Source organism: Streptomyces olivaceoviridis, from assembly GCF_014650115.1.
Lineage (GTDB): Bacteria > Actinomycetota > Actinomycetes > Streptomycetales > Streptomycetaceae > Streptomyces > Streptomyces olivaceoviridis.
Genome location: NZ_BMUI01000017.1, coordinates 43712 through 64793 on the forward strand (window position 1 = coordinate 43712; position 21082 = coordinate 64793).

Below are 21082 nucleotides of genomic sequence, written 5' to 3' on the forward strand. Positions count from 1 at the left end.
TCGAAGTCAAGCCGTGCCGGGGCGGGACGGTGTTCCGCGGCGTTACGGATTCAGCCGTACCGGCAGTTCGAACAGGTCGTTCTGGGTGACCACCGGCTTGTTGCGCAGTTCGCTCGCGGGGACCGCCAGGTCCAGGCCGGGGAAACGGCCGTACAGCGCGGGCAGGGCGACGCTCGCCTCCAGGCGGGACAGGGCGGCGCCGGGGCACACGTGCGGGCCGTGGCCGAAGGAGATGTGCCGGTTCTTCGTGTCGCGGGTGATGTCGAACTCTCCGGCGGTCGGGCCGTGGGCACCCTCGTCCCGGCCGATCGCGCCGTACGACACGATCAGGGCGTCCCCGGCCGGGATCACCTTGTCGCCGACCGGTACGTCCTCGGTCGCGAAGCGGATCAGGACGTGCGAGGTGGGGGTGGAGTAGCGCAGCGTCTCCTCGACGACCGCGGACCAGTCGGCCCGGCCCGACAGCACCAGGGCACGCTGTTCGGGGTGGGTGGACAGGTTGACGACGGCGTTGACGATCAGCGAGATCGTGGTCTCGTGGCCCGCCGCCACCATGAGCTGGAGGGTGGAGACGATCTCCTCGTCCGTGAGGCGGTCGCCGTCCTGCGAGGCGAGGATCAGCGCGCTGGTCAGGTCGTCGCCCGGCGCGGACCGCTTGGCCGCCACCGTCTGCGCCATGATCTGCGCGAGCTCCGTGAGGGTGGCGACGACCTCCTCCGGCGCGGTCTGCGTGGAGAAGAACTTCTCGAACAGCACCTTCAGCCGGGGCAGCAGGCCCTCGTCGATGCCCATCAGGTCGGCGATGACGTACATCGGCAGCGGGTAGGCGAAGGCCGCCTTCAGATCGACGGTCCCGCCGTCCGCCGGCAGCGCGTCCAGCAGGTCCTGGGTGAGCTTCTCGATCCGCTCCCGCATCCGCTCCACCCGGCGCGGGGTGAGCGCCTGCGCGACCAGGGTGCGCAGCCGGCGGTGGTCGGCGCCGTCCACCGTGAGCATGGAGCGGCCCGGGTTGGCCAGGCCGATCAGCGGCCAGTCCGCGGGTATCTCACCGCGCCGCCAGGCGCCCCAGACGTTGATGTCCTTCACCAGCCGCGGGTCGGTGAGCAGCGCCTTGGCCTCGGCGTGACGGGTGACGGCCCACACCGGGACACCGCCCGGCAGTTCGACGGCGGCGAGCGGGCCGGCCGCGCGCAGCGCCGCGCTCTCGGCGTCCAGGTCGGTGACGAAGGGATCGAGGGCGATGCGGGGTGCTTCGGTACCGGTCGTCATCGTGACGTGCCTCCCAGGGCAGGGGTCGGGTGCGGCGGGTACGGCTCCGGTCCGGGGACGGCCCCGGGCGGGCGGCGGAACAACGGGTCGGCCGAGGCGAAGCGGGTCAGCGGGCGGGTACGGGGCTGAACCGGACGGGCAGCCCGGACAGTCCCCTCAGCCAGGGCGAGGGCCGGCGCGTGAGGGACTCGGCGGGCACGGCCAGGTCGATGTCCGGGAGCCGGTCCAGGACCACCTCGATACCGGTCCGCGCGATCACCTCGGCGATCTCCTGCGCGGGGAACGGGCAGCGGTGCTCGCCGTGGCCGAAGGAGAAGTGCGCGTTGTTGCCGCCGGTCAGTGCGGAGGCGTCGGTCCGCACCTGCGGGTCGGAGTTGGCCCCTTGCAGACCGAGCAGCAGCAGATCACCGGCCTTGACGCGCCGGCCGCCGAGGTGCGTGTCGCGGGCGGCCCAGCGGCCCGCCACGTTCTGCGTCGGCGTGTCCTCCCACAGCACCTCGTTCATCGCCTCGGCGACGCTGTTGCGCCCGCCGAACAGGGAGGCGGCGAACCGGTCGTCCGTCAGCATCAGCCGCAGCGAGTTCCCGATCCAGTCGGCGGTCGGCTGGTGCCCGGCCGCCATCATCACCATCAGGTCCTGCGCGATCTCCTCGTCGCTGAACCCGCTCTCGTCGGCCAGCATCCGGGAGACCACGTCGGCCGCCGGTTCCTTCCTCCGGTCGGTCAGCAACTGCGCCATGGACGCGGCCAGATGGGCCTGCCCGGCCAGCGCCCGCTCCCGCCCGTCGATCATGTCGTTCAGGGCGGTGACCAGTCCCGGACCGTCCTCGTCCGGGAAGCCGTACAGCCGGGCCAGGACCCGTACCGGAAGCAGCATCGCGTACTGGGCCACCAGATCGGCCTCGCCCGCCGAGCACAGCGCGTCGATCAGCTCGTCCGCGAACCGCTCGGCGTGCGCGCGCAGTTCGAACGCGTCCGCCTCCTCCAGCGCGTTGCTGATCATCGCCGCGCGCTGCCGGTGCCGTTCGCCGACGGTGTAGAGGATCGACGGCTGCTTGTGCCCGATCATGGGCAGCAGCGGCCAGTCCGCGGGGATGTTCTCCCACTGGTTCCACAGGTCCGAGTCCCGGCTGAACAGCACCGGGTCACCGGTCACCTGGTGCAGTTCCCGGTAGCCGAGCACCAGCCAGGCCGGGATGTCGCCGTCGAGCAGCACCGGCACGACGGCGCCGTGGTCGCGTCGCATCTCCCGGTACAGACGGGCGGGTTCGGTCTGGAACCGGGGCCCGCTCAGCGGGACGGCGTCGGGCGTGGTCACACGAACTCCTGTCGGGGCAGGACCGTCCGCGCGGACGGGTCGGCGTACCGGTTCTTCACGTGCTGCACCAGCGTGATCAGCACCTGCTTGCCCGACTCCCGGGAGCGGGCGTCGCAATCGACCAGCGGCACCTGCGGGTCCAGGTCGAGGGCCTCGCGGACGTCCGCGCCGGCGCGGACCGGACCGCCGAAGTCGTTGCAGGCCACGATGAACGGCGTGCCGTGGTGCTCCAGCCGGTCGATGGCGTACCAGGAGTCGTCGATGCGCCGGGTGTCCACCAGGACGACCGCCCCGAGCGTGCCGGAGAACAACCGGTCCCACAGGAACCAGAACCGCTCCTGGCCGGGCGCGCCGAACAGGTACAGCACGTTGCGGGCGTCCAGGCTGATCCGGCCGAAGTCGAAGGCGACGGTGGTGCCGGACTTGCCGCGCACCTGGCGGATGTCGTCCACCGTGGCGCCGGCCTGCGTCATCGTCTCCTCGGTGTTGAGGGGGCGGATCTCGCTGACCGAGCGGACCAGCGTGGTCTTGCCGACGCCGAAGCCGCCCACGACCACGATCTTGAAACCTTGGTCGGCGGTGGCACCCAGCGGGGTGCGCGCGGGAGTGCGCGCGTCAGAGATTGCGGAGTCCAACGAGCACCTGCTCCAGGATGTCGGGATCGGTAATGGCCGGTCTGCGCGGATGCCGGGCGCTGACCCGGCCCGCCGCGAGCAGATCGCACAGCAGCACCTTGGTGATGCCCACGGGCAGCCGCAGTTCGGCGGCGATCTCCGCCACCGAGGCGGGGAACCGGGTCAGTTCCAGGATCGCCACGTGCTCCGACTGCATGCCGGTCGCCGGCTCCGACTCGGCGACCACGAGGGTGACCAGGTCGAAGGGGTTGTCGGGACTGGTGCGGGTGCGTCCCTGGGTGATGGTGTACAGCCGGTCGGGGGCGTCGTCCCGGCCCGGGCGGTTCATGCCCGGACGGTCCCTGTCCGGTCGACTCATGACGTGCGGGGCGGAGCGGTGAGGTGCTCGCCGAGCTGCTCCACCAACTCGCTCATGTTGTGGCCGATGACGCCGGCGTCCGCGTCCTCCGTGGCGATCACGGCCAGATGGGCACCGGCACCCGCCTCCACGATGAACAGCACACCGCCGTAGAACTCCGTCATCGCCGAGCGCACACCTCCGCTGCCGTCGCCGAACTCCACGGACGCGCCGTGTGACAGCGACTGGATGCCGGCGGCGATCGCGGCCAGCTGGTCGGCCTGGTCGACGCTCAGCTCCGGCGTACGGCACAGCTTCAGCCCGTCCCGGGACAGCACGAGCGCGTGCCGGGCACCCGGGGTCCTCTCCAGCAGGCCCTCCAGGAGCCAGGTGAGCTTGTCGTCGGCGGTGGTCGGGCCGGTCATGAAGTGGTGTCGCCTTCCGGGTACGCGTGCGGGTGGGAGGGGGCGGGGGAGCCGTGTTCGTCGGTGCCGTACGAGGAGTCGCCGGCCGGCGCACCGTCCGGCGGCGGGGTGGCGGCTCGCTCGTCCGGCGCCGTGGTGTGCGAGGTGCCGGTGGGGTGGTTCTGGGACTGGTCTGTGGTGGGGTCGGTGCGGCGGGTGCCCGGCGCGGACGGGCGTACCGCCTCGCGGAAGCTGCTGAAGCGGGCGGCGCGGGTCCTGCCCGCGTCGGCGGCCGGGGCGGCGCGGGGGACGTCGGCGGCCGGTGCCGTGTGGTGCCGTGTGTCGTCCGGCGCGGTGTCGTGTTCGGCCGTGTCCGGCGCGGTGCGGCGCTCGGCGTCGCTCGGCGCGGTGCGGTGCCGTGTGCCGTCCGGCTCGGTGTCGTGCTCGGCGGGGGCCGCTGCGGTGCGGGGTGTGTCGGTGTTCGACGCGGTGCGGTGGTCCGCGGTACCCCGGGCCGTACGGTGCTCGGGCGTGTCCGGCGCCGTCCGGGTGCGTTCCGCTCGGGCGAGGGTGCGGCCCCGGCGACGCCTGGGCAGACCGGCCGGGCCCTCCTCCGGCGGCGCGGCGGGCTCGTGGACGACGGCCGTGTCCACGGCGGCCGGTGCCGGCGCGGACGGGCCGCTCTGCGGTCGCGGGGCCGCGGCGGACGGCTCGACGGGTGTGGAGGCGGGGCTGGTCAGGATCTCCTGCGGGATGAGCAGCAGCACGCCGGTGCCGCCGCGCGCCGACGGCCGGAACGACACCTTGAGCCCGTGCTTGCGGGCGAGGCGGCCGACCACGGCGAGCCCGAGCCGGGTGCCGGTCAGACCGCCCAGCTCGGCCACGTCACCGGAGACCGCCCGCTCGGCGCGGCGCAGCTGCACCTCGCCCATCACCAGCCCGCTGTCCTCCACGGACACGATGGCCCCGGCCGGCACCTCCTCCACGTAGACGTGGACCTCGGCGGTCGGCGGCGAGAAGTTGGCGGCGTTGTCGAGGAGTTCGGCGAGCGCGTGCATCACACCCTCGGCGGCGTGCCCGGCGACGGCGGCCTCGCTGACCGAGTGCACCCGCACCCGCCGGTACCCGGCGATCCGCCCCATCGCGCCGCGCAGGATCGACTCCATCCCGATCGGCCGTGCCCAGCGGCGGCCCGAACGCGCCCCGGTGAGCACGGCGATGGAGTCCGCGAGCCGGCCGGCCTGGGCGGTGCGGTGGTCGAGGTGGAGCAGGTCGGCCAGCACGTCCTCGTCGGTGTGCCGGTCCTCCATCGCCCGCAGGTCGGCGAGGGTCGCCGTGGCGAGGGCCTGCATCCGGGCGGCGACGTTGGAGGTCGCGGCGACCGCGGCAGCCCGCTCCCGCCGGGCCCGCTCCAACTCGCCCGACAGACGGGAGTTCTCCTTCACGAGCCGGTCCAGCTCCCGCGCGCCGTCCTCCTCCAGACGCGCGCGTTCGGCCGCGAACGACTCCGTGAACTCGGTGCGCTGCCGCGCGAGTTCGTCGATGAGCCGCTGCTGCTCCTGGCGGGCCTCCTCGGCCGTACGGGCCTGCTGCTGGAGCAGCCGTCCGACATCCTGGGTGACGCTCTCCAGCCTGCGCCGGGTGCCGCGCGCGGTCCGCAGGGCGTGCGTGGCGGTGGCCACCGCCACGCTGAGCACGACCGCCGCCGCGCCCGCGCCCGCGGCGAGCGGGGTGCGCACGGAGTCCGGCGCCACCGCAACGGCCGCGCAGACCACGAGCGCCGACAGCACACCGGTCACGGCGAGGGCGGAGACGAACGTACGGAGGGAAGGTCGGTCGCCGGGATGCGTGGGCGCGGTCATCGGTCCGGTCTGATCCTTGCGGCGGAGACGGCGGGCTGGGGCGGGGCTGGCAGGGACATCGGATGGCGAGGCGTAGCACCGGTGGTGAACTGGCGGTCACTATACGAGAGTTATTGATCGAAACAGCAAGGTTCCGCGCTACTTCCGGATCGCGGCCCCGGAAACGCCTGAATCCGAGGACGGTTCCGCGGGGGTGCCGGTTGCCTCGCGGCCCCTGGTTTCCGCGCCGTACGCCTGTGGGTCTTCCCACACCGGCGTGCCCTCGCGACGGATGTTGACGCCCGCCTCCCGGCTCGCTGGACTGCACGGAGGGCGGGTCGGACCGGAGCGATCCGTGCATCCGCACGATCGCGCCCGAAGTGGACGGATGACGGACGAAACGCCTCGCACGGTCGGACCGCCGGGAGCGAGGCGAAGGGGGCGATGCGTGTGGCGGGGGACCCGACGGCGACGGACTGCCGTGCCTCATGACCGCTGAAGGGCGCACCCTGAGAGTCCGCCCGCTGCTCGCGCGGCTCGCCCGGTTCACCGGGCGGACGCTGTGGGGCGAGTGGCACGCCATCGTCGTCGACCCGGTGCGGCGGCTCGCGCGGCGCGGACTGTCCGGGCTGCTGCTGGCCTTCGTCGCCGCCTGCGGCGTCATCTTCTTCCACGACATCGCCCAGCACCCCACGGGAGTGCTGTGGGTGGAGCGGCTCGGCGGGGTCCGGGCCGAGCTTCCCCTGTGGCTGTCCCTGCTGCGTACCCCCGTGTCGCTGTACGTCCCCGCGCTCGACCTGCCGGTATGGGCGGGCATCACCCAGCTGTTCCTCGCCTTCGCCCTCGCCGAACTGGCCCTGGGCCGGGCCCGGACCTTGGTGATCGCCTATGCCACCACCCTGGCCGGCACCCTCGCCGCCCGCCTGATGATCGTGCTGGGGCCCGGCTGGTGGGGGTTCGGGCTGCCGCCCGAGGCCGGGCAGGTCCTGGACACCGGGCCCTCTGCGGCCGTGGTCGGCCTGTTCACCTACCTCTCGGTGGTCCGGCGCGCGCCCGTGGTGTTCACGCTGACCGGCGGCTCGATGGTGTGGGAGTCCATCGCCGTACCCAACCTGGCCGGCCGCGAGCACCTGATCGCGGTGGCCGCGGCGATCGTCCTCGGTCTGCTGCACGGCCGGGGGGAGCGGCTGCGTGCCGCCGTACGGTCCCCGCGCCCCACGCGCCGACGGCCCTCGCGCACACCCCCGCCCGTCCCCGGCCCCACCCCGACGGCCGACCGCCCCGGACATACCCATGCCAAGGTCTCGGCGCATTCCCTCGAACGCTAGTCCGGCTCGACGGGACATCCCGCACCGCGCCGCCGCTTCCGGCCCGCCCGGCCCGGCGCGCCCGTGTGGCGCCGCCCACCCCGTCGGTGTGATGGTTTTCGCACATCGACCCGTGCGGGCGCCCCCTAAGGTGGCCGCGAGTACGGCAGGTGTGGCTGACACCAGGGTGTTCGTCGCCGGCAGGCAGCTGAAGGGAATCCAGGATGTTCCGCAAGGTGCTGGTCGCCAACCGTGGAGAGATCGCGATCCGCGCGTTCCGGGCGGGCTACGAACTCGGCGCGCGCACCGTCGCCGTGTTCCCGCACGAGGACCGCAACTCGCTGCACCGGCTGAAGGCCGACGAGGCGTACGAGATCGGGGAGCCGGGCCACCCGGTGCGGGCCTACCTCTCCGTCGAGGAGATCGTGGGTGCCGCCCGCAGGGCGGGCGCCGACGCCGTCTACCCGGGGTACGGCTTCCTGTCCGAGAACCCCGAACTGGCCCGTGCCTGCGAGGAAGCCGGCATCACCTTCGTCGGCCCCAGCGCGGCCACCCTGGAGCTGACCGGCAACAAGGCCCGCGCCGTCGCCGCCGCCCGCGCCGCGGGCGTGCCCGTTCTCGGCTCCTCCCAGCCCTCCACCGACGTGGACGAACTGGTGCGCGCCGCCGAGCGGATCGGCTTCCCCGTCTTCGTCAAGGCGGTCGCCGGCGGCGGCGGGCGCGGCATGCGCCGCGTGGAGGACCCGGCCCAGCTCCGCGAGTCCATCGAGGCCGCCTCCCGCGAGGCCGCCTCCGCGTTCGGCGACCCGACCGTCTTCCTGGAGAAGGCCGTCGTGGAGCCCCGCCACATCGAGGTGCAGATCCTCGCCGACGGCGAGGGCAACGTCATCCACCTCTTCGAGCGGGACTGCTCGCTCCAGCGCCGCCACCAGAAGGTCATCGAGCTGGCCCCCGCGCCCAACCTGGACCCACGGCTGCGCGACCGGATCTGCGCCGACGCCGTCCGCTTCGCCCGGGAGATCGGCTACCGCAACGCCGGCACCGTCGAGTTCCTGCTCGACCGCGACGGCAACCACGTGTTCATCGAGATGAACCCGCGCATCCAGGTCGAGCACACCGTCACCGAAGAGGTCACCGACGTCGACCTGGTCCAGGCCCAGATGCGGATCGCGTCCGGTGAGACCCTCGCCGGCCTCGGCCTCTCCCAGGACACGGTCACCCTGCGCGGCGCCGCCCTCCAGTGCCGCATCACCACCGAGGACCCCGCCAACGGCTTCCGCCCCGACACCGGCCGGATCAGCGCCTACCGCTCCCCGGGCGGCTCCGGCATCCGCCTCGACGGCGGCACCACCCACGCCGGTACGGAGATCAGCGCGCACTTCGACTCGATGCTGGTCAAGCTCACCTGCCGGGGCCGTGACTTCCAGGCCGCGATCGGCCGGGCCCGGCGCGCGGTCGCCGAGTTCCGCATCCGGGGCGTGGCCACCAACATCCCCTTCCTCCAGGCGGTCCTGGACGACCCCGACTTCCAGGCCGGCCGGGTCACCACCTCCTTCATCGAGCAGCGCCCGCACCTGCTCACCGCCCGCTCCTCCGCCGACCGCGGCACCAAGCTGCTCACCTACCTCGCCGACGTGACGGTCAACCAGCCGCACGGCCGACGGCCCGACCTGCTCGACCCGCTGACCAAGCTGCCGCCGCTGCCCGCCGGCGAGCCGCCCGCCGGCTCCCGCCGGCTCCTCGTGGACCTCGGCCCCGAGGGCTTCGCCCGGCACCTGCGGGAGTCGCCGACCATCGGCGTCACCGACACCACCTTCCGCGACGCCCACCAGTCCCTGCTCGCCACCCGGGTGCGCACCAAGGACCTCCTCGCCGTCGCCCCGGTCGTCGCCCGCACCCTCCCCCAACTGCTCTCCCTGGAGTGCTGGGGCGGCGCCACCTACGACGTCGCGCTGCGCTTCCTCGCCGAGGACCCCTGGGAGCGGCTGGCCGCCCTGCGCGAGGCCGTCCCCAACATCTGCCTCCAGATGCTGCTGCGCGGTCGCAACACCGTCGGCTACACCCCGTACCCGACCGAGGTGACCGACGCCTTCGTACAGGAGGCCGCCGCCACCGGCATCGACATCTTCCGTATCTTCGACGCCCTCAACGACGTCGGCCAGATGCGGCCCGCCATCGACGCCGTACGCGAGACGGGCAGCGCCATCGCCGAGGTCGCCCTCTGCTACACCGCGGACCTCAACGACCCGTCGGAGCGCCTCTACACCCTCGACTACTACCTGCGCCTCGCCGAGCAGATCGTCGAGGCCGGCGCCCACGTCCTCGCCATCAAGGACATGGCCGGGCTGCTGCGCGCCCCGGCCGCCGCCAAGCTCGTCTCGGCGCTGCGCCGCGAGTTCGACCTGCCCGTGCACCTGCACACGCACGACACCGCCGGCGGCCAGCTCGCCACGTACCTCGCCGCGATCCAGGCCGGCGCCGACGCGGTCGACGGCGCGGTGGCCTCCATGGCCGGTACGACCTCCCAGCCGTCGCTGTCCGCGATCGTCGCCGCCACCGACCACTCCGAGCGGCCCACCGGCCTGGACCTCCAGGCGGTCGGCGACCTGGAGCCGTACTGGGAGGGCGTCCGGAAGGTCTACGCCCCGTTCGAAGCCGGCCTCGCCTCCCCGACCGGACGCGTCTACCACCACGAGATCCCCGGCGGCCAGCTGTCCAACCTGCGCACCCAGGCCGTCGCCCTCGGTCTCGGCGACCGCTTCGAGGACATCGAGGCGATGTACGCCGCCGCCGACCGCATCCTCGGCCGGCTGGTGAAGGTCACCCCGTCCTCCAAGGTCGTCGGCGACCTGGCCCTGCACCTGGTGGGCGCCGGGGTCTCCCCGGACGCGTTCGAGTCGACCCCCGACAAGTTCGACATCCCGGACTCGGTGATCGGCTTCCTGCGCGGCGAGCTGGGCACCCCGCCCGGGGGCTGGCCGGAGCCGTTCCGCACCAAGGCGCTCCAGGGGCGGGCGGCGCCCAAGCCCGTGCCCGAGCTGTCCGCCGAGGACCGCGAGGGGCTGGCGAAGGACCGCCGGGCCACCCTCAACCGGCTGCTGTTCCCCGGCCCCGCCCGCGAGTTCGAGACGCACCGCCAGTCCTTCGGCGACACCAGCGTCCTCGACAGCAAGGCGTTCTTCTACGGCCTGCGCCCGGCCAAGGAGTACGCCGTCGACCTGGAGCCCGGCGTCCGGCTGCTGATCGAGCTCCAGGCGATCGGCGAGGCCGACGAGCGCGGTATGCGGACCGTGATGTCCACGCTCAACGGCCAGCTGCGGCCCATCCAGGTCCGTGACCGTGCGGCGGCCTCCGACATCCCGGTCACGGAGAAGGCCGACCGCTCCGACCCCGGCCATGTCGCGGCACCCTTCGCCGGTGTGGTGACCCTGGCCGTCGCCGAGGGCGACGAGGTGGCGGCGGGTGCCACGATCGCCACCATCGAGGCCATGAAGATGGAAGCCACGATCACGGCCCCCAAGGCGGGCCGCGTCTCACGCCTCGCCATCAACCGCATCCAGCAGGTGGAGGGCGGCGACCTCCTGGCGGAACTGACCTGACGCCGCCGGGGCCGGACGCCGTGAGGTGGGTGAGTCGGCGGGAACCGCGGTCGGTTGCCGGGAGGGCGTCGAGGCGGTCGTGGCGGGTGGGCGGGGCCGCCCGGCCGTCCGGAGGGTGGTGAGCCGGCCGGTGCCGCCGATCGCCTGGCGGCGCGCTGTGGCCCGCCGGCCCCGTCGGCTCTGGCCCGGCGCCCGCCCCGGGGAGCCGGGCCAGAGCCGTCCCGGGGAACCGAGCCCCGGGCTGCCGGCCGGCGGGCCGGAGGTCCGACCTGTGCCGCCGTGAGCGGAACCCGGAGCGGTCCACGGTGAGCGGGGCCGGCGCCGTACACGCCTTCGTCACCCGCGGCCGATGAGGTGGCGCAGGCGGGCCAGGAGGAGGTTCGGGTCGTGGCGGGTGGTGGACGCGGCGCTCGGGACGTACACGGTTCGGCCGCGGACCGCCACGGAGGTCGGGTTGGACAGGCCGTCCCGCGCGGCCAGCACGGTCGTGACGGTGCCGTCCGCGTGGACCAGGACGACCCTGTTGCCGGTGTTCAGCGCGGCGAGCACGCTCCTCCCGTGGCCGGGAAACGCGAAGTCGTCGATGCCGGCGAGTCCGTCGGCCCGGGTCTCGACGGGTCCGGCGGCCCCGTCCGGGCGGACGGGGATGCGCAGCAGCGTGCCCCGGTCGGTGTTGGACACCCACACGGAATCCCGGCGGACCTTGACGCCGTTGGCGCCGAGGCCGCGCGCCGGGGCCGCCGGGAGCGGAGCGAGCGCCGCGCCCTTCGCCCATGCCGTGGCCGTGCCGCCCGCCTGCGGGACGCGCCAGACGGTGCCGCGCGCCGAGTCGGCGACGTAGAGCACGCCCCGCCGCTCGTCGAGGGCCAGCCCGTTGGGCAGCCCGTCGGCCGGCAGCGCGGCGATCTGCTCCGGCGCGTCGCCGGGGGAGAGGCGCCAGACGCCGGTCGCGCTGGTGCCGGTGGCGTAGTCGACGTACAGGGTGCCGTCGTGGGCGCGGGCGATGCCGGTGACCACGGCGCTGCGCAGCAGGGGCGTGGCGGCGTGCGCGACGGCGGGCAGGGTGGCGCGGGTCCGGACGCGGCCGTCGTCGGTGACATGGGCGATCTGCCGGGCGAAGGCGAAGGTCACGTCGGCGGAGCCGTCGAGGTCCAGCGCGATGTTCTCGGGCGTCTGCCCGGCGGCCAGGTCGAGGTGGGCGAGCACGCGCGCGTCGGTGACGAGGGGCTCATGCGCGGTGGCGGGCGCGGCGGCGACGAGGCCGAGCGCGAGCGTGGCCGCGGCGGCTCCGGCCGGACGGGGGAGCAGGGGCATGTGACCTCTTCTCGGTCGGCGCGCGGCGGCGCCGGCGTGCGGGGTCACACCAACATGACGGGGAGGGGGTCGCCGGTGGCGGGAACCGGGGCCGCGGGATCGCCCGCGCGGACCACCGGCACGGCCGTACGAGGCACGGCCGGGCGACGTACCGCCCGGCCGCGTGGTCCGCGCGGGTCCCCTCAGTCCCAGAGCGGATATGTCATGACCTGCTTGTAGCCCTCCGGACGGCCTTCCTGGTAGGTGAGGCTGATCCGGCTGTAGCGCTGCACGTCAGGGTGCTTCTTCCAGGGCTGGGGGCCGTCGAGCCGGACGGTCACCGGGTACGCGCGGAAGGAACCGGCCGCGCAGTACGGCTTGCAGTCGTTGACCATGTTCGTGCCGACGGCGGTCGCCCCCTCCGGACCCCACTTGGTCCAGTGGAGTCCGGAGAGGCGGCTGTTTCCGTCGCCGCAGGCCAGGATGAAGTCGCCGGGGCGGACGGTGCGGTTCCACAGGCAGTCGACCAGGACCGGCTGCGATGGACCGGCGTGGGACGGCGACGTGCCGGCGCGGGGCTGCGCCGTGGCGGTGACCGGCGGACTGGCCGTCGCCGTGGTCATGGCCGCTGTCAGCAGGGCTCCCGCCGCGAGGACGATCGCCGTTCCCGTCACTGGTCCGCGCATGGCCGCTCCCACCCGTCGTGCTGTGTCCGACCGCGTGCACCCGACGCTACGACCGTCCCGCCGTTCGCACCAGTCGCGCAGGTCGGGCCGCGTGTCAGCCGTGCGAGACGGTCAGCCCGTAGAAGGCCACGCGGGCACCGTTGGTGGTGCTGTCCGAAGAGGACTGGTTGTAGGAGCCGGCCTTGAAGTACTGCTTGTACGGCTTGAAGGAGGACGGGATGGCGTAGTGCGTGGTCGTGCCGTTCACGGTCAGGTCGACGGTGTTCCCGCCGGAGACGGCGATGGTGTAGCTCCAGGTCTTGCCGAGGGACACGTGCCCGACGGGGTGCGGGGTCTGGCCGCCGTCCGGCGAGTCCTCGGTGCCGAGGACGATGTCCCCGTTGGCGCGGTAGTACAGCTCCACCAGCGGCTTGGTGGAGGAACCGCCCGAGCCGAGGTGGATCTGGCCGACGCAGACGTTCTTGGTCACGGACACCACGCGCAGGGTCGCGCTCATCCGGTGGCTGCCGCCGAGCGCCCAGTCGGCGGCGGAGCCGTCGCGGTTCATCTCGCGCAGTTCGGAGCGGGCGTACTTGGAGTTCGGCGTGGTGACGCCCTTCTCGGGCGCCCAGAACGTCATGGCGCCGTCGCGGGTGTCGGTGTAGAAGTACGCGTCCTGGTAGCCGTTCGCGCCCTGGAGCCGGGACGACGGGATGGTGGTGGGCTTGCCGGGGGAGCCGACGGGCTCCTGGAGCTGCCACACGGACAGGTCGAAGTTGCCGCCGGGTGCGACACGCGGGTCGGCCGCGTCCGCGCCGCCGGCGGCGAGGGCGGTGAGGGCGAGGGCGAGAACGGCGGTGGCCGTCGCCGTGGGTATCCGGGATCGGGTCATGTGGGGGTCCCTTCGTCGGACCGGATACGGACCGGGTGTGGGCCCGGTGTGACCAAGGGTGCGTTCAAGATGATGAACACTGAACTCATCCTTGTTCTCCGGTGACCCGAGAAGTTAAAGGTCTGAACCAGACACGTCAAGAGTGCGCGGCCGACTCGCACGCCGTAGTCGGCACCTCACCAAGAACCCTTCTCCACCGCTCGGCACCCGTGGCCCCTGACCGCGCTGGTGCCGACGTCGTCGATCCGGTCGCAGTGCCAGTCGTTCCGGCCGGCCCCGTCCTCGACGTAGACGCCCCCGCCTCCGGTCGGCTCGGAGACCTTGGCGCACCCCTCGCCCACGAGCGTGCCGGAGCCCTGATCCTCGGAGGTGCTCGCGCAGTCGTAGTAGTAGGGCGGTGGCGCGGGTGCGGCGAGGGCGGCCGGGGCCGACAGCGTCCCGCAGCCTGCTGCCAACAGGCCGACGCAGAGGGCCGTCACGGTCCGGCGGCGCGTGGTGCGAGCGCGCATGCAGCGTTCCTTCCGGTGCTCGGCCGGGTGAGCGGGCGGGTGCTGATCCGGGCCCGGCCTCACGCGGGAGCGTTCCACCCGGCCGACCGCCCTGAAGCACCGCTCACCCGAACGAGGACAGCGGGTGGTCCGCTGTGCGCTGCGCACCGTCAGGAGAACCGCACGGCAGCCCGCTGACCACCTGTCACGGAGACGGGCTCGCGATGCGGAGCGGTGCCGCGGGGGCCGGAGCGGTGTCGGTCTGGCCGGTGGCGTCCGCCCACCAGTCGGCGCCGTCCTCGGCGTAGCGCAGCAGCACACCCTCGCGGATCGCCCAGGGGCAGACGACGGCCCGGGGCAGGCCCATCAGCTTCAGCGCCGTGTGCCCGACGACCGCTCCGGCCAGGCTCTGGGCGGCACGCGGCGCGGAGATCCCGGGCAGCTGGGCGCGTTCGACGGCGGGCAGTCCGGCGAGGGCGTGCACCGCCGCGCGCAGGTCCCGGCAGGCCAGCTCCCGGTCCACGAAGAGGCCGAACCGCCCCGGCGCGGCCCCGCACAGCCGGGCCAGTTGCTGGAACGTACGGGACGTGACGGCGGCGGTGCGCGGACGCTCCCAGCGGATCCGCGAGGCCACGTCCCGCAGTTCATGGCGGATACGGCGGCGCAGCTCCTTCAACTCGCCCGGACCGGGCGGATCCTGGACGCCCAGGTACTCCCGGGTCAGCCGGTTCGCGCCGAGCGGCAGGGACGCGGCGAAGTCGGGCAGCCGGCCCCGGCCGAAGGCCACCTCCAGCGAGCCGCCGCCGATGTCGAGCAGGGCCAGGGGCCCCGCCTTCCAGCCCAGCCAGCGGCGCGCCGCCAGGAAGGTCAGCTCGGCCTCCGTCTCACCGGGCAGGGTGCACATGCGGATACCAGTGCCGGACGCGACCCGTTGCAGCACGTCATGGCGGTTGGGGGCGCTGCGCACCACCGCGGTCGCGAAGGCCAGCGGGCCCGCCGCGTGCCACCGCCGGGCCGTGGCGCCCGCCGCGGCCACCGCCTTCACCAGCCGCTCCACCGCCTCGTCGGCGATGGTGCCGTCCGGGCCGACCTGTTCGGACAGGCGGAGCTTCCACTTGACGGTGTGCACCGGCAGCGGAACACCACCCTCCACATCTGCGATCACCAATCGGACCGTGTTCGACCCCGCGTCCACCACGCTCACCCGCATGGCCGGGGAGTACCCAGTTCACCGGCGATCACCCTTCGCACAGGGGGCGTGCCGGCGCACAGCGCCCCCGCCGCGTGCCTCAGCAGCGGCTCGCGCGGCAGTCGGAGGCCGACAGCAGCGCGAGGCGCACGGGCCGGAGTCCAGTGGACGCCCGCCGTGCGGCAGCTGCGCGCACACCCTCCGCACACCCGCCGCGCGGCAGCGTGCGCGCACCCCCCCCCGCACACCACGTCCGTGTCGGCTCCGGCCCTCCGGCCCTCCGGCCCCGCGCGGCCCCGCCGCGGCCCGGCCGTCCGCCGCGAACCGGGTTCCGTCGACGGCCGGCACGGAGCGGCGGCCCTCACCTGTGCGCTCCGCCGGGCACTCGGGCGGGGCCGGCCTGTCCGAATCCCGGCCCCGTGGGTCCCGGCGGACCCGCCGCTGCCCTTGGATGGTCACGCGCACGGTCGGCGCGCGCAGCGGCAGGTGACGGAGCGGATGCGATGAGGGTACTGGTGATCGGCGGCGGCATCGCGGGGACCGCGACCGCCCTGGGCCTGCACAAGGCCGGTGTCGACGTCACCGTCTTCGAGGCACACCCGGACACGGCCGAGGACATCGGCGCCTTCCTCACCCTGGCGAGCAACGGCATGCGCGCCCTGGCCGAGCTGGACGCCACGCACGCCGTCACGGCCGTCGGTTTTCCGCTGACTTCGCTGCGGCTGCTGGACGGCCAGGGCACCGAGGTCGCGCACGCACCGCTCGGCGAGGCGGACGACCCCGCCCTGCGCTACCGCTGTCTGCGCCGCGGCGAACTGAACGCGGCCCTCCAGGGCGAGGCGGTCCGGCGCGGCATCCGGCTGCGCCACGGCGCCCGGCTGGTGTCCGTGACGGACGGCCCGCACGACGTCACCGCCCACTTCGCCGACGGCTCCACGGCCGGCGGCGACCTGCTCATCGGCGCCGACGGCCTGAACTCCACCGTGCGCGGGCTGCTCCTGCCCGACGTCCGGCCCGGGTACGCCGGCCAGCGGGTCTACTACGGCTACACCGCGACCGCGTCCGGACCCGGCCCGGACGGCGCCATCACCATGGTGCGGGGCAGCGCGACCGCCTTCGGGTACGCGGTGTCGCCGGCGGGGGAGACGTACTGGTTCGCCCGTGCCGGCGGCGATCCGCTGTCCACCGGGGCCCTCGCCGCGCCGCCCGCCGTGCTGCGCGCACAGCTGCTGGCGCTGCTGAGGAAGGACGACACCCCGGCCGCCGCACTGGTCGGGGCATCCGCCGACGCCCTCATGGTCACCAACGCCACGGAGCTGCCGCTCGGCACCGCCTGGCACACCGGGCGGGTCCTGCTCGTGGGCGACGCGGCCCACGCGGCCTCCCCGGCGACCGGCCAGGGTGCCTCGATGGCCCTGGAGGACGCCGTCGTCCTGGCCAAGGCCCTGCGTGACCTGCCCGATCAGCGGGCCGCGTGCGCCGGGTACGAGCGGCACCGGCGCCCGCGGACGGAACACAACATCACCGTCAGCGGCGGCCTCACCCGCGGCACCCGCACGCCGTCCCGCCCCGCACCCGGCACGCCTCCGCCCACCGGGCCGGACGGGCGGCTCATCCGCCAACTCGCCTGGGACACCCCGCTGTCCGCCGCCCCGCCCGAGCCGCGCTGACCCGATCCCGACCGCGTGGGCCGGGCGGACGAGCCGACCGCCGTGTGACCGAGGGAGGGCACCGGCAGTTGAAGGATCTGGTGTCCGAAGGCTTGTGGCCCGGTTGGTTCATCTCTTAAATCAAAGCATGAACTAAGCCGTGGGTCATACCCGTTGAACCCCCACACGTCTGGAGCCGCCGCATGAGACTGAGATCCCTGGGCGCAGTGCTGGCCGCCACGGCCGCGTTGCTCGCCCTGCCCGCCACGCACCCCTCGGCCACCGCCGCCGAAACCCCCTTGTCCCAGGGGAAGTCCGCGACCGCGTCGTCCGAGGAGAACGGCGGCACCGCCGCCGTCAAGGCCGTCGACGGCGACACCGGGACCCGCTGGTCCTCGGCCGCGAGCGACGACCAGTGGGTCCGGGTCGACCTCGGGAGCACCGCCACCGTCACCCGGGTCGTCCTGAACTGGGAGGCCGCCTACGGCAAGGACTACAAGGTCCAGGTATCCGGGGACGGGAGCACCTGGACCGATCTGAAGTCCGTCACCGGCTCCGACGGCGGCACCGACACGCTCGACGTGTCCGGCCGGGGCCGCTACGTACGGATGCTCGGCGTGCACCGGGCCACCGCCTGGGGCTACTCCCTGTGGGAGTTCCAGGTGTTCGGCACGACGGACGGCGCCCAGGCGGGCTGCGGCACCGCGAACGCGGCCCAGGGCAAGGCCGCCACGGCCTCCTCCACCGAGAACGCCGGCACCCCCGCCTCCGCCGCCGTCGACGGCGACACCGGGACCCGCTGGTCCAGCCAGGCCGCCGACCCGCAGTGGCTCCGCGTCGACCTCGGCTCCGTCCAGGACCTGTGCGGGGTGGACCTGAACTGGGAGGCCGCCTACGGCAAGGACTTCCAGATCCAGACCTCCTCCGACGGGCAGAGCTGGAACACCCTCAAGACCGTCACCGGGGCGACCGGTGGCACGGCGTCCTACGCCGTCAGCGGCTCCGGCCGGTACGTCCGCGTCTACGGCACCGCCCGCGGCACCGGCTACGGCTACTCCCTGTGGGAGGTCGCCGTGCACACCGGCACCACCGGCGTCCCGCCCGTCCAGGGCGGCGGCGACCTGGGACCGAACGTCATCGTCGTCGACCCCTCGACCCCGGGCCTCCAGCAGAAGTTCGACGACGTCTTCGCCAAGCAGGAGTCGGCCCAGTTCGGCACCGGCCGCTACCAGTTCCTGCTCAAGCCCGGCACCTACAACAACATCAACGCCCAACTCGGCTTCTACACCTCGATCTCCGGCCTCGGCCTGAACCCCGACGACACCCAGATCAACGGGGACATCACGGTCGACGCGGGCTGGTTCAACGGCAACGCCACGCAGAACTTCTGGCGTTCGGCGGAGAACCTCGCCCTCAAGCCGGTCAACGGCACCGACCGCTGGGCCGTCGCCCAGGCCGCGCCCTTCCGCCGCATCCACGTCCAGGGCGGCCTCAACCTCGCCCCCAACGGCTACGGCTGGGCCTCCGGCGGCTACATCGCGGACTCGAAGATCGACGGTACGGTCGGCCCGTACTCCCAGCAGCAGTGGTACACCCGGGACAGCTCGGTCGGGGGCTGGACCAACGGCGTGTGGAACATGACCTTCTCCGGCGTCCAGGGCGCCCCCGCCACCAACTTCGACAGCGGCCCGTACACCACCCTGGACACCACCCCGGTCTCCCGCGAGAAGCCGTTCCTCTACCTCGACGGCTCCGCCTACAAGGTGTTCGTCCCGGCCAAGCGCACGAACGCCCGGGGCGTCTCGTGGCCCGCGAACGCCGGCACGTCGATCCCGCTCGACCAGTTCTACGTCGTCAAGCCCGGCGCGACGGCCGCCACCATCAACCAGGCCCTCGCCCAGGGCCTCAACCTCCTGTTCACCCCCGGCGTCTACCACCTCGACCAGACCATCGACGTCACCCGGCCGAACACCGTCGTCCTCGGCCTCGGCCTCGCCACCCTCGTCCCCGACAACGGCATCGACGCGATGCACGTCGCCGACGTCGACGGCGTGCGGCTCGCCGGGTTCCTGATCGACGCGGGCCCGGTCAACTCCGACACGCTGCTGCGCATCGGCACCCCCGGCGCCACCGCGGACCACTCCGCCAACCCCACCACCATGCAGGACGTGTTCATCCGCGTCGGCGGCGCCGGACCCGGGCTCGCCACCAACTCCGTGGTGGTCGACAGCGACGACGTCATCATCGACCACACCTGGATCTGGCGCGCCGACCACGGCAGCGGCGTCGGCTGGGACACCAACCGCGCCGACTACGGCCTGCGCGTGAACGGCGACGACGTCCTGGCCACCGGCCTGTTCGTGGAGCACTTCAACAAGTACGACGTCTACTGGAACGGAGAACGCGGCCGGACGATCTTCTTCCAGAACGAGAAGGCCTACGACGCCCCGAACGCCGCCGCCATCACCCACGACGGCATCACCGGTTACGCGGCCTACAAGGTCGCCGACTCCGTCACCACCCACGAGGCGTGGGGCCTGGGCAGCTACTGCAACTACACGGCCGATCCCTCGATCGTCCAGGCGCACGGCTTCCAGGTGCCCGTCGGTTCGGGGATCAGGATGCACGACCTGCTGGTGATCTCCCTCGGCGGCAAGGGCCAGTACGCGCACGTCGTCAACGGCACCGGCGCACCCACCTCGGGCACCGACACGGTCCCGTCCAAGGTGACGTCCTTCCCGTAGGACACCGCGCAGCCGCGGGTCAGCCGCCGGCCAGGGCCTCGTGCGGGGCCTTCCGGTAGGTGTCCCGGTACAGGGAGGCGAAGCGGCCCGGGTGGTGGAAACCCCACCGGGCCGCGATCTCCGTCACCGTGGTGCCGCTGCCGGGGTCGGCGGCCACCAGCTCGTGGTGGGCGTGCGCGAGCCGCACCCGGCGCAGCTGGGCCAGCGGAGTGGTGTCCAGGTGACGGCGGAAGGCGTACTGGAGCGCCCGTACCGTCACATGGGCCGCGGCGGCGATGTCCGCGACCGTGACGGGCTGGTCCGCGTGGTCGTCGATGTAGGCGAGCGCGCGGCGCAGCACCGCCGGGTGCGCCTCGGTGCCGTGGGCGGCGGGCTCGTCCAGCGCGGTGTTGGGGAACGCGGCGAGAACGCTCGCCGCCAGGTGCTGGGCGGCCGTGGCGGCGATCAGCGGCTGGTCCGCGATCTCGGCGTCGGACAGCACGTCGTCCCGCAGATGGGCGATCGTACGGCTGAGGTGGCGCGCCGCGGCGGCCGAGCGCGGCCGGTGCCCGGTCAGCCGTACCGGTCGCGAGCCGTCCCCGGCCACCTGGGCGAGCAGCGCGGGATCCAGCATGGTGATGTTGTAGCGGGCGTTGCAGATGCGGCCCTCGTACGGCAGGTCCGGTGGCGCGAACAGCACCACGTCACCGGGGCCGAAGGAGTCCTCGACGCCCTGGAAGCCGTGGTCCCGCACGGTTCCCTCGTGCACGACGCACAGGCAGATCCGGCCCAGCGGCGACACCGAGTAGGCCATCTCGAAGTCCAGCGCGAGTTCGTCGACACTCACCGTGGGGATGCCGGCGCGGTGGATCTGGGCACGGGTCGAGCCGGGCGTCCCGCTGGCGATGCGCATGGTGGCGTAGGCCCGGCTGAGGAAATCCTCCGTCACGTCCAGGTCGCGGCTGTCGAAGGTGAGGGTGTCCATGTCCCCCGGCTGCCCCCGAACTCCGCTTCCACGACCCGTCGACCAGCGATTTTTCGTTTTCTGTACGGCCTCTTGCCCTGTTGTTCGCCTGGCGGCTGGCGTTCGGCGGCCGGGCTGCGGAGGGTGAGCGCATGATCGGACGCGACGAGCAGACGGACCAGCTGGAAGCACTTCAGGAGGAGGTGGAGCAGCTGCGTCGTGCCCTCGGCTCCCACGCCCTGGTCGACCAGGCGATCGGCGTGGTGATCACCGTGGGCGGGCTGCGTCCGGAGCAGGGCTGGGAGGTCCTGCGGCACATCTCGCAGCACACCAACATCAAACTGCGGGAGGTCGCGCGCTGCCTGGTCCAGTGGCCGACGCACCGCCGGCTGCCCGAGGCGATCCGCGGGGCCCTGCCCGCCGCCCTGGAACACGCGCGCACCCAGGCCGAGGCCGCCGACCGGGGCGACGAACGCGAGGTCCGCTGCGGCCGGCCGGGCTGAACCGCC

17 protein-coding genes are annotated in these 21082 nt (G+C 73.5%); 5 read left to right on the forward strand and 12 right to left on the reverse strand.

Going from position 1 to position 21082, the window contains the following annotated elements:
- Positions 1 to 42 precede the first annotated feature (42 nt).
- From IE273_RS27895 to IE273_RS27920, 6 genes are all read right to left on the reverse strand, one after another.
- Complete coding sequence (locus IE273_RS27895) at positions 43 to 1269, reverse strand: cytochrome P450 family protein (protein WP_189817934.1); 1227 nt, start codon at positions 1267 to 1269, stop codon at positions 43 to 45.
- Between the two features lie 106 nt (positions 1270 to 1375).
- Positions 1376 to 2587, reverse strand: a complete 1212-nt coding sequence (locus IE273_RS27900) for a cytochrome P450 (RefSeq protein ID WP_189817935.1) — start codon at positions 2585 to 2587, stop codon at positions 1376 to 1378.
- Positions 2584 to 3222, reverse strand: coding sequence for a GTP-binding protein (locus IE273_RS27905; protein ID WP_229887625.1), 639 nt, complete (start codon positions 3220 to 3222; stop codon positions 2584 to 2586). Before IE273_RS27905 ends, IE273_RS27900 begins: the two co-directional genes overlap by 4 nt.
- Positions 3203 to 3550 (reverse strand): DUF742 domain-containing protein, encoded by a 348-nt coding sequence (locus IE273_RS27910; protein WP_189817936.1) that lies wholly within the window; start codon positions 3548 to 3550, stop codon positions 3203 to 3205. Before IE273_RS27910 ends, IE273_RS27905 begins: the two co-directional genes overlap by 20 nt.
- Positions 3551 to 3576: 26 nt before the next feature.
- Positions 3577 to 3984: a roadblock/LC7 domain-containing protein gene (locus IE273_RS27915; RefSeq protein WP_014676781.1), complete on the reverse strand. Its 408-nt coding sequence runs from the start codon at positions 3982 to 3984 to the stop codon at positions 3577 to 3579.
- Entirely contained in the window at positions 3981 to 5825 is a 1845-nt protein-coding gene (locus IE273_RS27920; protein WP_189817937.1) for a sensor histidine kinase, read from the reverse strand. The genes IE273_RS27915 and IE273_RS27920 overlap by 4 nt, the downstream gene beginning before the upstream one ends.
- 467 nt (positions 5826 to 6292) lie before the next feature.
- Here IE273_RS27920 and IE273_RS27925 point away from each other — a divergent pair, with 467 nt between their 5' ends.
- Both IE273_RS27925 and IE273_RS27930 read left to right on the forward strand, forming a co-directional pair.
- The gene (locus tag IE273_RS27925) at positions 6293 to 7132 is read left to right on the forward strand and encodes a hypothetical protein (protein WP_189817938.1); all 840 of its coding nucleotides are present in this window, start codon (positions 6293 to 6295) and stop codon (positions 7130 to 7132) included.
- Between the two features lie 203 nt (positions 7133 to 7335).
- Entirely contained in the window at positions 7336 to 10710 is a 3375-nt protein-coding gene (locus IE273_RS27930) for a pyruvate carboxylase (RefSeq protein WP_189817939.1), read from the forward strand.
- 336 nt (positions 10711 to 11046) lie between these two features.
- Here the strand turns inward: IE273_RS27930 and IE273_RS27935 are convergent, their stop codons facing one another.
- The 5 genes from IE273_RS27935 to IE273_RS27955 all read right to left on the reverse strand — a co-directional run bounded on the left by IE273_RS27935 (position 11047) and on the right by IE273_RS27955 (position 15258).
- Positions 11047 to 12024 carry an SMP-30/gluconolactonase/LRE family protein gene (locus IE273_RS27935; RefSeq protein WP_189817940.1) on the reverse strand — a complete coding sequence of 326 codons (978 nt, stop codon included), beginning with the start codon at positions 12022 to 12024 and terminating at the stop codon, positions 11047 to 11049.
- A 182-nt stretch (positions 12025 to 12206) separates the two neighbouring features.
- Positions 12207 to 12689 carry a hypothetical protein gene (locus IE273_RS27940; protein ID WP_189817941.1) on the reverse strand — a complete coding sequence of 161 codons (483 nt, stop codon included), beginning with the start codon at positions 12687 to 12689 and terminating at the stop codon, positions 12207 to 12209.
- A gap of 94 nt (positions 12690 to 12783) precedes the next feature.
- A complete protein-coding gene (locus tag IE273_RS27945) occupies positions 12784 to 13560 on the reverse strand; it encodes a polysaccharide lyase family 7 protein (protein ID WP_189817942.1) in 777 nt (258 codons plus the stop codon).
- A 176-nt stretch (positions 13561 to 13736) separates the two neighbouring features.
- Positions 13737 to 14069 (reverse strand): hypothetical protein, encoded by a 333-nt coding sequence (locus IE273_RS27950; protein WP_189817943.1) that lies wholly within the window; start codon positions 14067 to 14069, stop codon positions 13737 to 13739.
- Positions 14070 to 14253: 184 nt separating this feature from the next.
- Complete coding sequence (locus IE273_RS27955; protein ID WP_189817944.1) at positions 14254 to 15258, reverse strand: Ppx/GppA family phosphatase; 1005 nt, start codon at positions 15256 to 15258, stop codon at positions 14254 to 14256.
- A 482-nt stretch (positions 15259 to 15740) separates the two neighbouring features.
- Between IE273_RS27955 and IE273_RS27960 the strand changes: the two genes are divergently transcribed.
- Both IE273_RS27960 and IE273_RS27965 read left to right on the forward strand, forming a co-directional pair.
- Positions 15741 to 16907 carry an FAD-dependent oxidoreductase gene (locus IE273_RS27960; protein ID WP_189817945.1) on the forward strand — a complete coding sequence of 389 codons (1167 nt, stop codon included), beginning with the start codon at positions 15741 to 15743 and terminating at the stop codon, positions 16905 to 16907.
- 182 nt (positions 16908 to 17089) lie between these two features.
- On the forward strand, positions 17090 to 19630 hold the full coding sequence (locus tag IE273_RS27965) for a discoidin domain-containing protein (protein ID WP_189817946.1): 2541 nt from the start codon (positions 17090 to 17092) through the stop codon (positions 19628 to 19630).
- 19 nt (positions 19631 to 19649) lie between these two features.
- Here the strand turns inward: IE273_RS27965 and IE273_RS27970 are convergent, their stop codons facing one another.
- Complete coding sequence (locus tag IE273_RS27970) at positions 19650 to 20594, reverse strand: helix-turn-helix transcriptional regulator (protein ID WP_189817947.1); 945 nt, start codon at positions 20592 to 20594, stop codon at positions 19650 to 19652.
- A 131-nt stretch (positions 20595 to 20725) separates the two neighbouring features.
- On the opposite strand from IE273_RS27970, the gene IE273_RS27975 reads away from it, so the two are divergent.
- Positions 20726 to 21076 carry an ANTAR domain-containing protein gene (locus tag IE273_RS27975; protein ID WP_189817948.1) on the forward strand — a complete coding sequence of 117 codons (351 nt, stop codon included), beginning with the start codon at positions 20726 to 20728 and terminating at the stop codon, positions 21074 to 21076.
- Positions 21077 to 21082 lie beyond the last annotated feature (6 nt).

Bases quoted from the DNA above. Each gene is read 5' to 3' on its own strand.
- IE273_RS27970 (WP_189817947.1), bottom strand. From the start codon at position 20,594: ATGGACACCCTCACCTTCGACAGCCGCGACCTGGACGTGACGGAGGAT.
- IE273_RS27895 (WP_189817934.1), bottom strand. From the start codon at position 1,269: ATGACGACCGGTACCGAAGCACCCCGCATCGCCCTCGATCCCTTCGTC.
- IE273_RS27960 (WP_189817945.1), top strand. From the start codon at position 15,741: ATGAGGGTACTGGTGATCGGCGGCGGCATCGCGGGGACCGCGACCGCC.
- IE273_RS27965 (WP_189817946.1), top strand. From the start codon at position 17,090: ATGAGACTGAGATCCCTGGGCGCAGTGCTGGCCGCCACGGCCGCGTTG.
- IE273_RS27930 (WP_189817939.1), top strand. From the start codon at position 7,336: ATGTTCCGCAAGGTGCTGGTCGCCAACCGTGGAGAGATCGCGATCCGC.
- IE273_RS27925 (WP_189817938.1), top strand. From the start codon at position 6,293: ATGACCGCTGAAGGGCGCACCCTGAGAGTCCGCCCGCTGCTCGCGCGG.
- IE273_RS27920 (WP_189817937.1), bottom strand. From the start codon at position 5,825: ATGACCGCGCCCACGCATCCCGGCGACCGACCTTCCCTCCGTACGTTC.
- IE273_RS27935 (WP_189817940.1), bottom strand. From the start codon at position 12,024: ATGCCCCTGCTCCCCCGTCCGGCCGGAGCCGCCGCGGCCACGCTCGCG.
- IE273_RS27975 (WP_189817948.1), top strand. From the start codon at position 20,726: ATGATCGGACGCGACGAGCAGACGGACCAGCTGGAAGCACTTCAGGAG.
- IE273_RS27940 (WP_189817941.1), bottom strand. From the start codon at position 12,689: ATGCGCGGACCAGTGACGGGAACGGCGATCGTCCTCGCGGCGGGAGCC.
- IE273_RS27950 (WP_189817943.1), bottom strand. From the start codon at position 14,069: ATGCGCGCTCGCACCACGCGCCGCCGGACCGTGACGGCCCTCTGCGTC.
- IE273_RS27915 (WP_014676781.1), bottom strand. From the start codon at position 3,984: ATGACCGGCCCGACCACCGCCGACGACAAGCTCACCTGGCTCCTGGAG.
- IE273_RS27945 (WP_189817942.1), bottom strand. From the start codon at position 13,560: ATGACCCGATCCCGGATACCCACGGCGACGGCCACCGCCGTTCTCGCC.
- IE273_RS27910 (WP_189817936.1), bottom strand. From the start codon at position 3,550: ATGAACCGCCCGGGCCGGGACGACGCCCCCGACCGGCTGTACACCATC.
- IE273_RS27955 (WP_189817944.1), bottom strand. From the start codon at position 15,258: ATGCGGGTGAGCGTGGTGGACGCGGGGTCGAACACGGTCCGATTGGTG.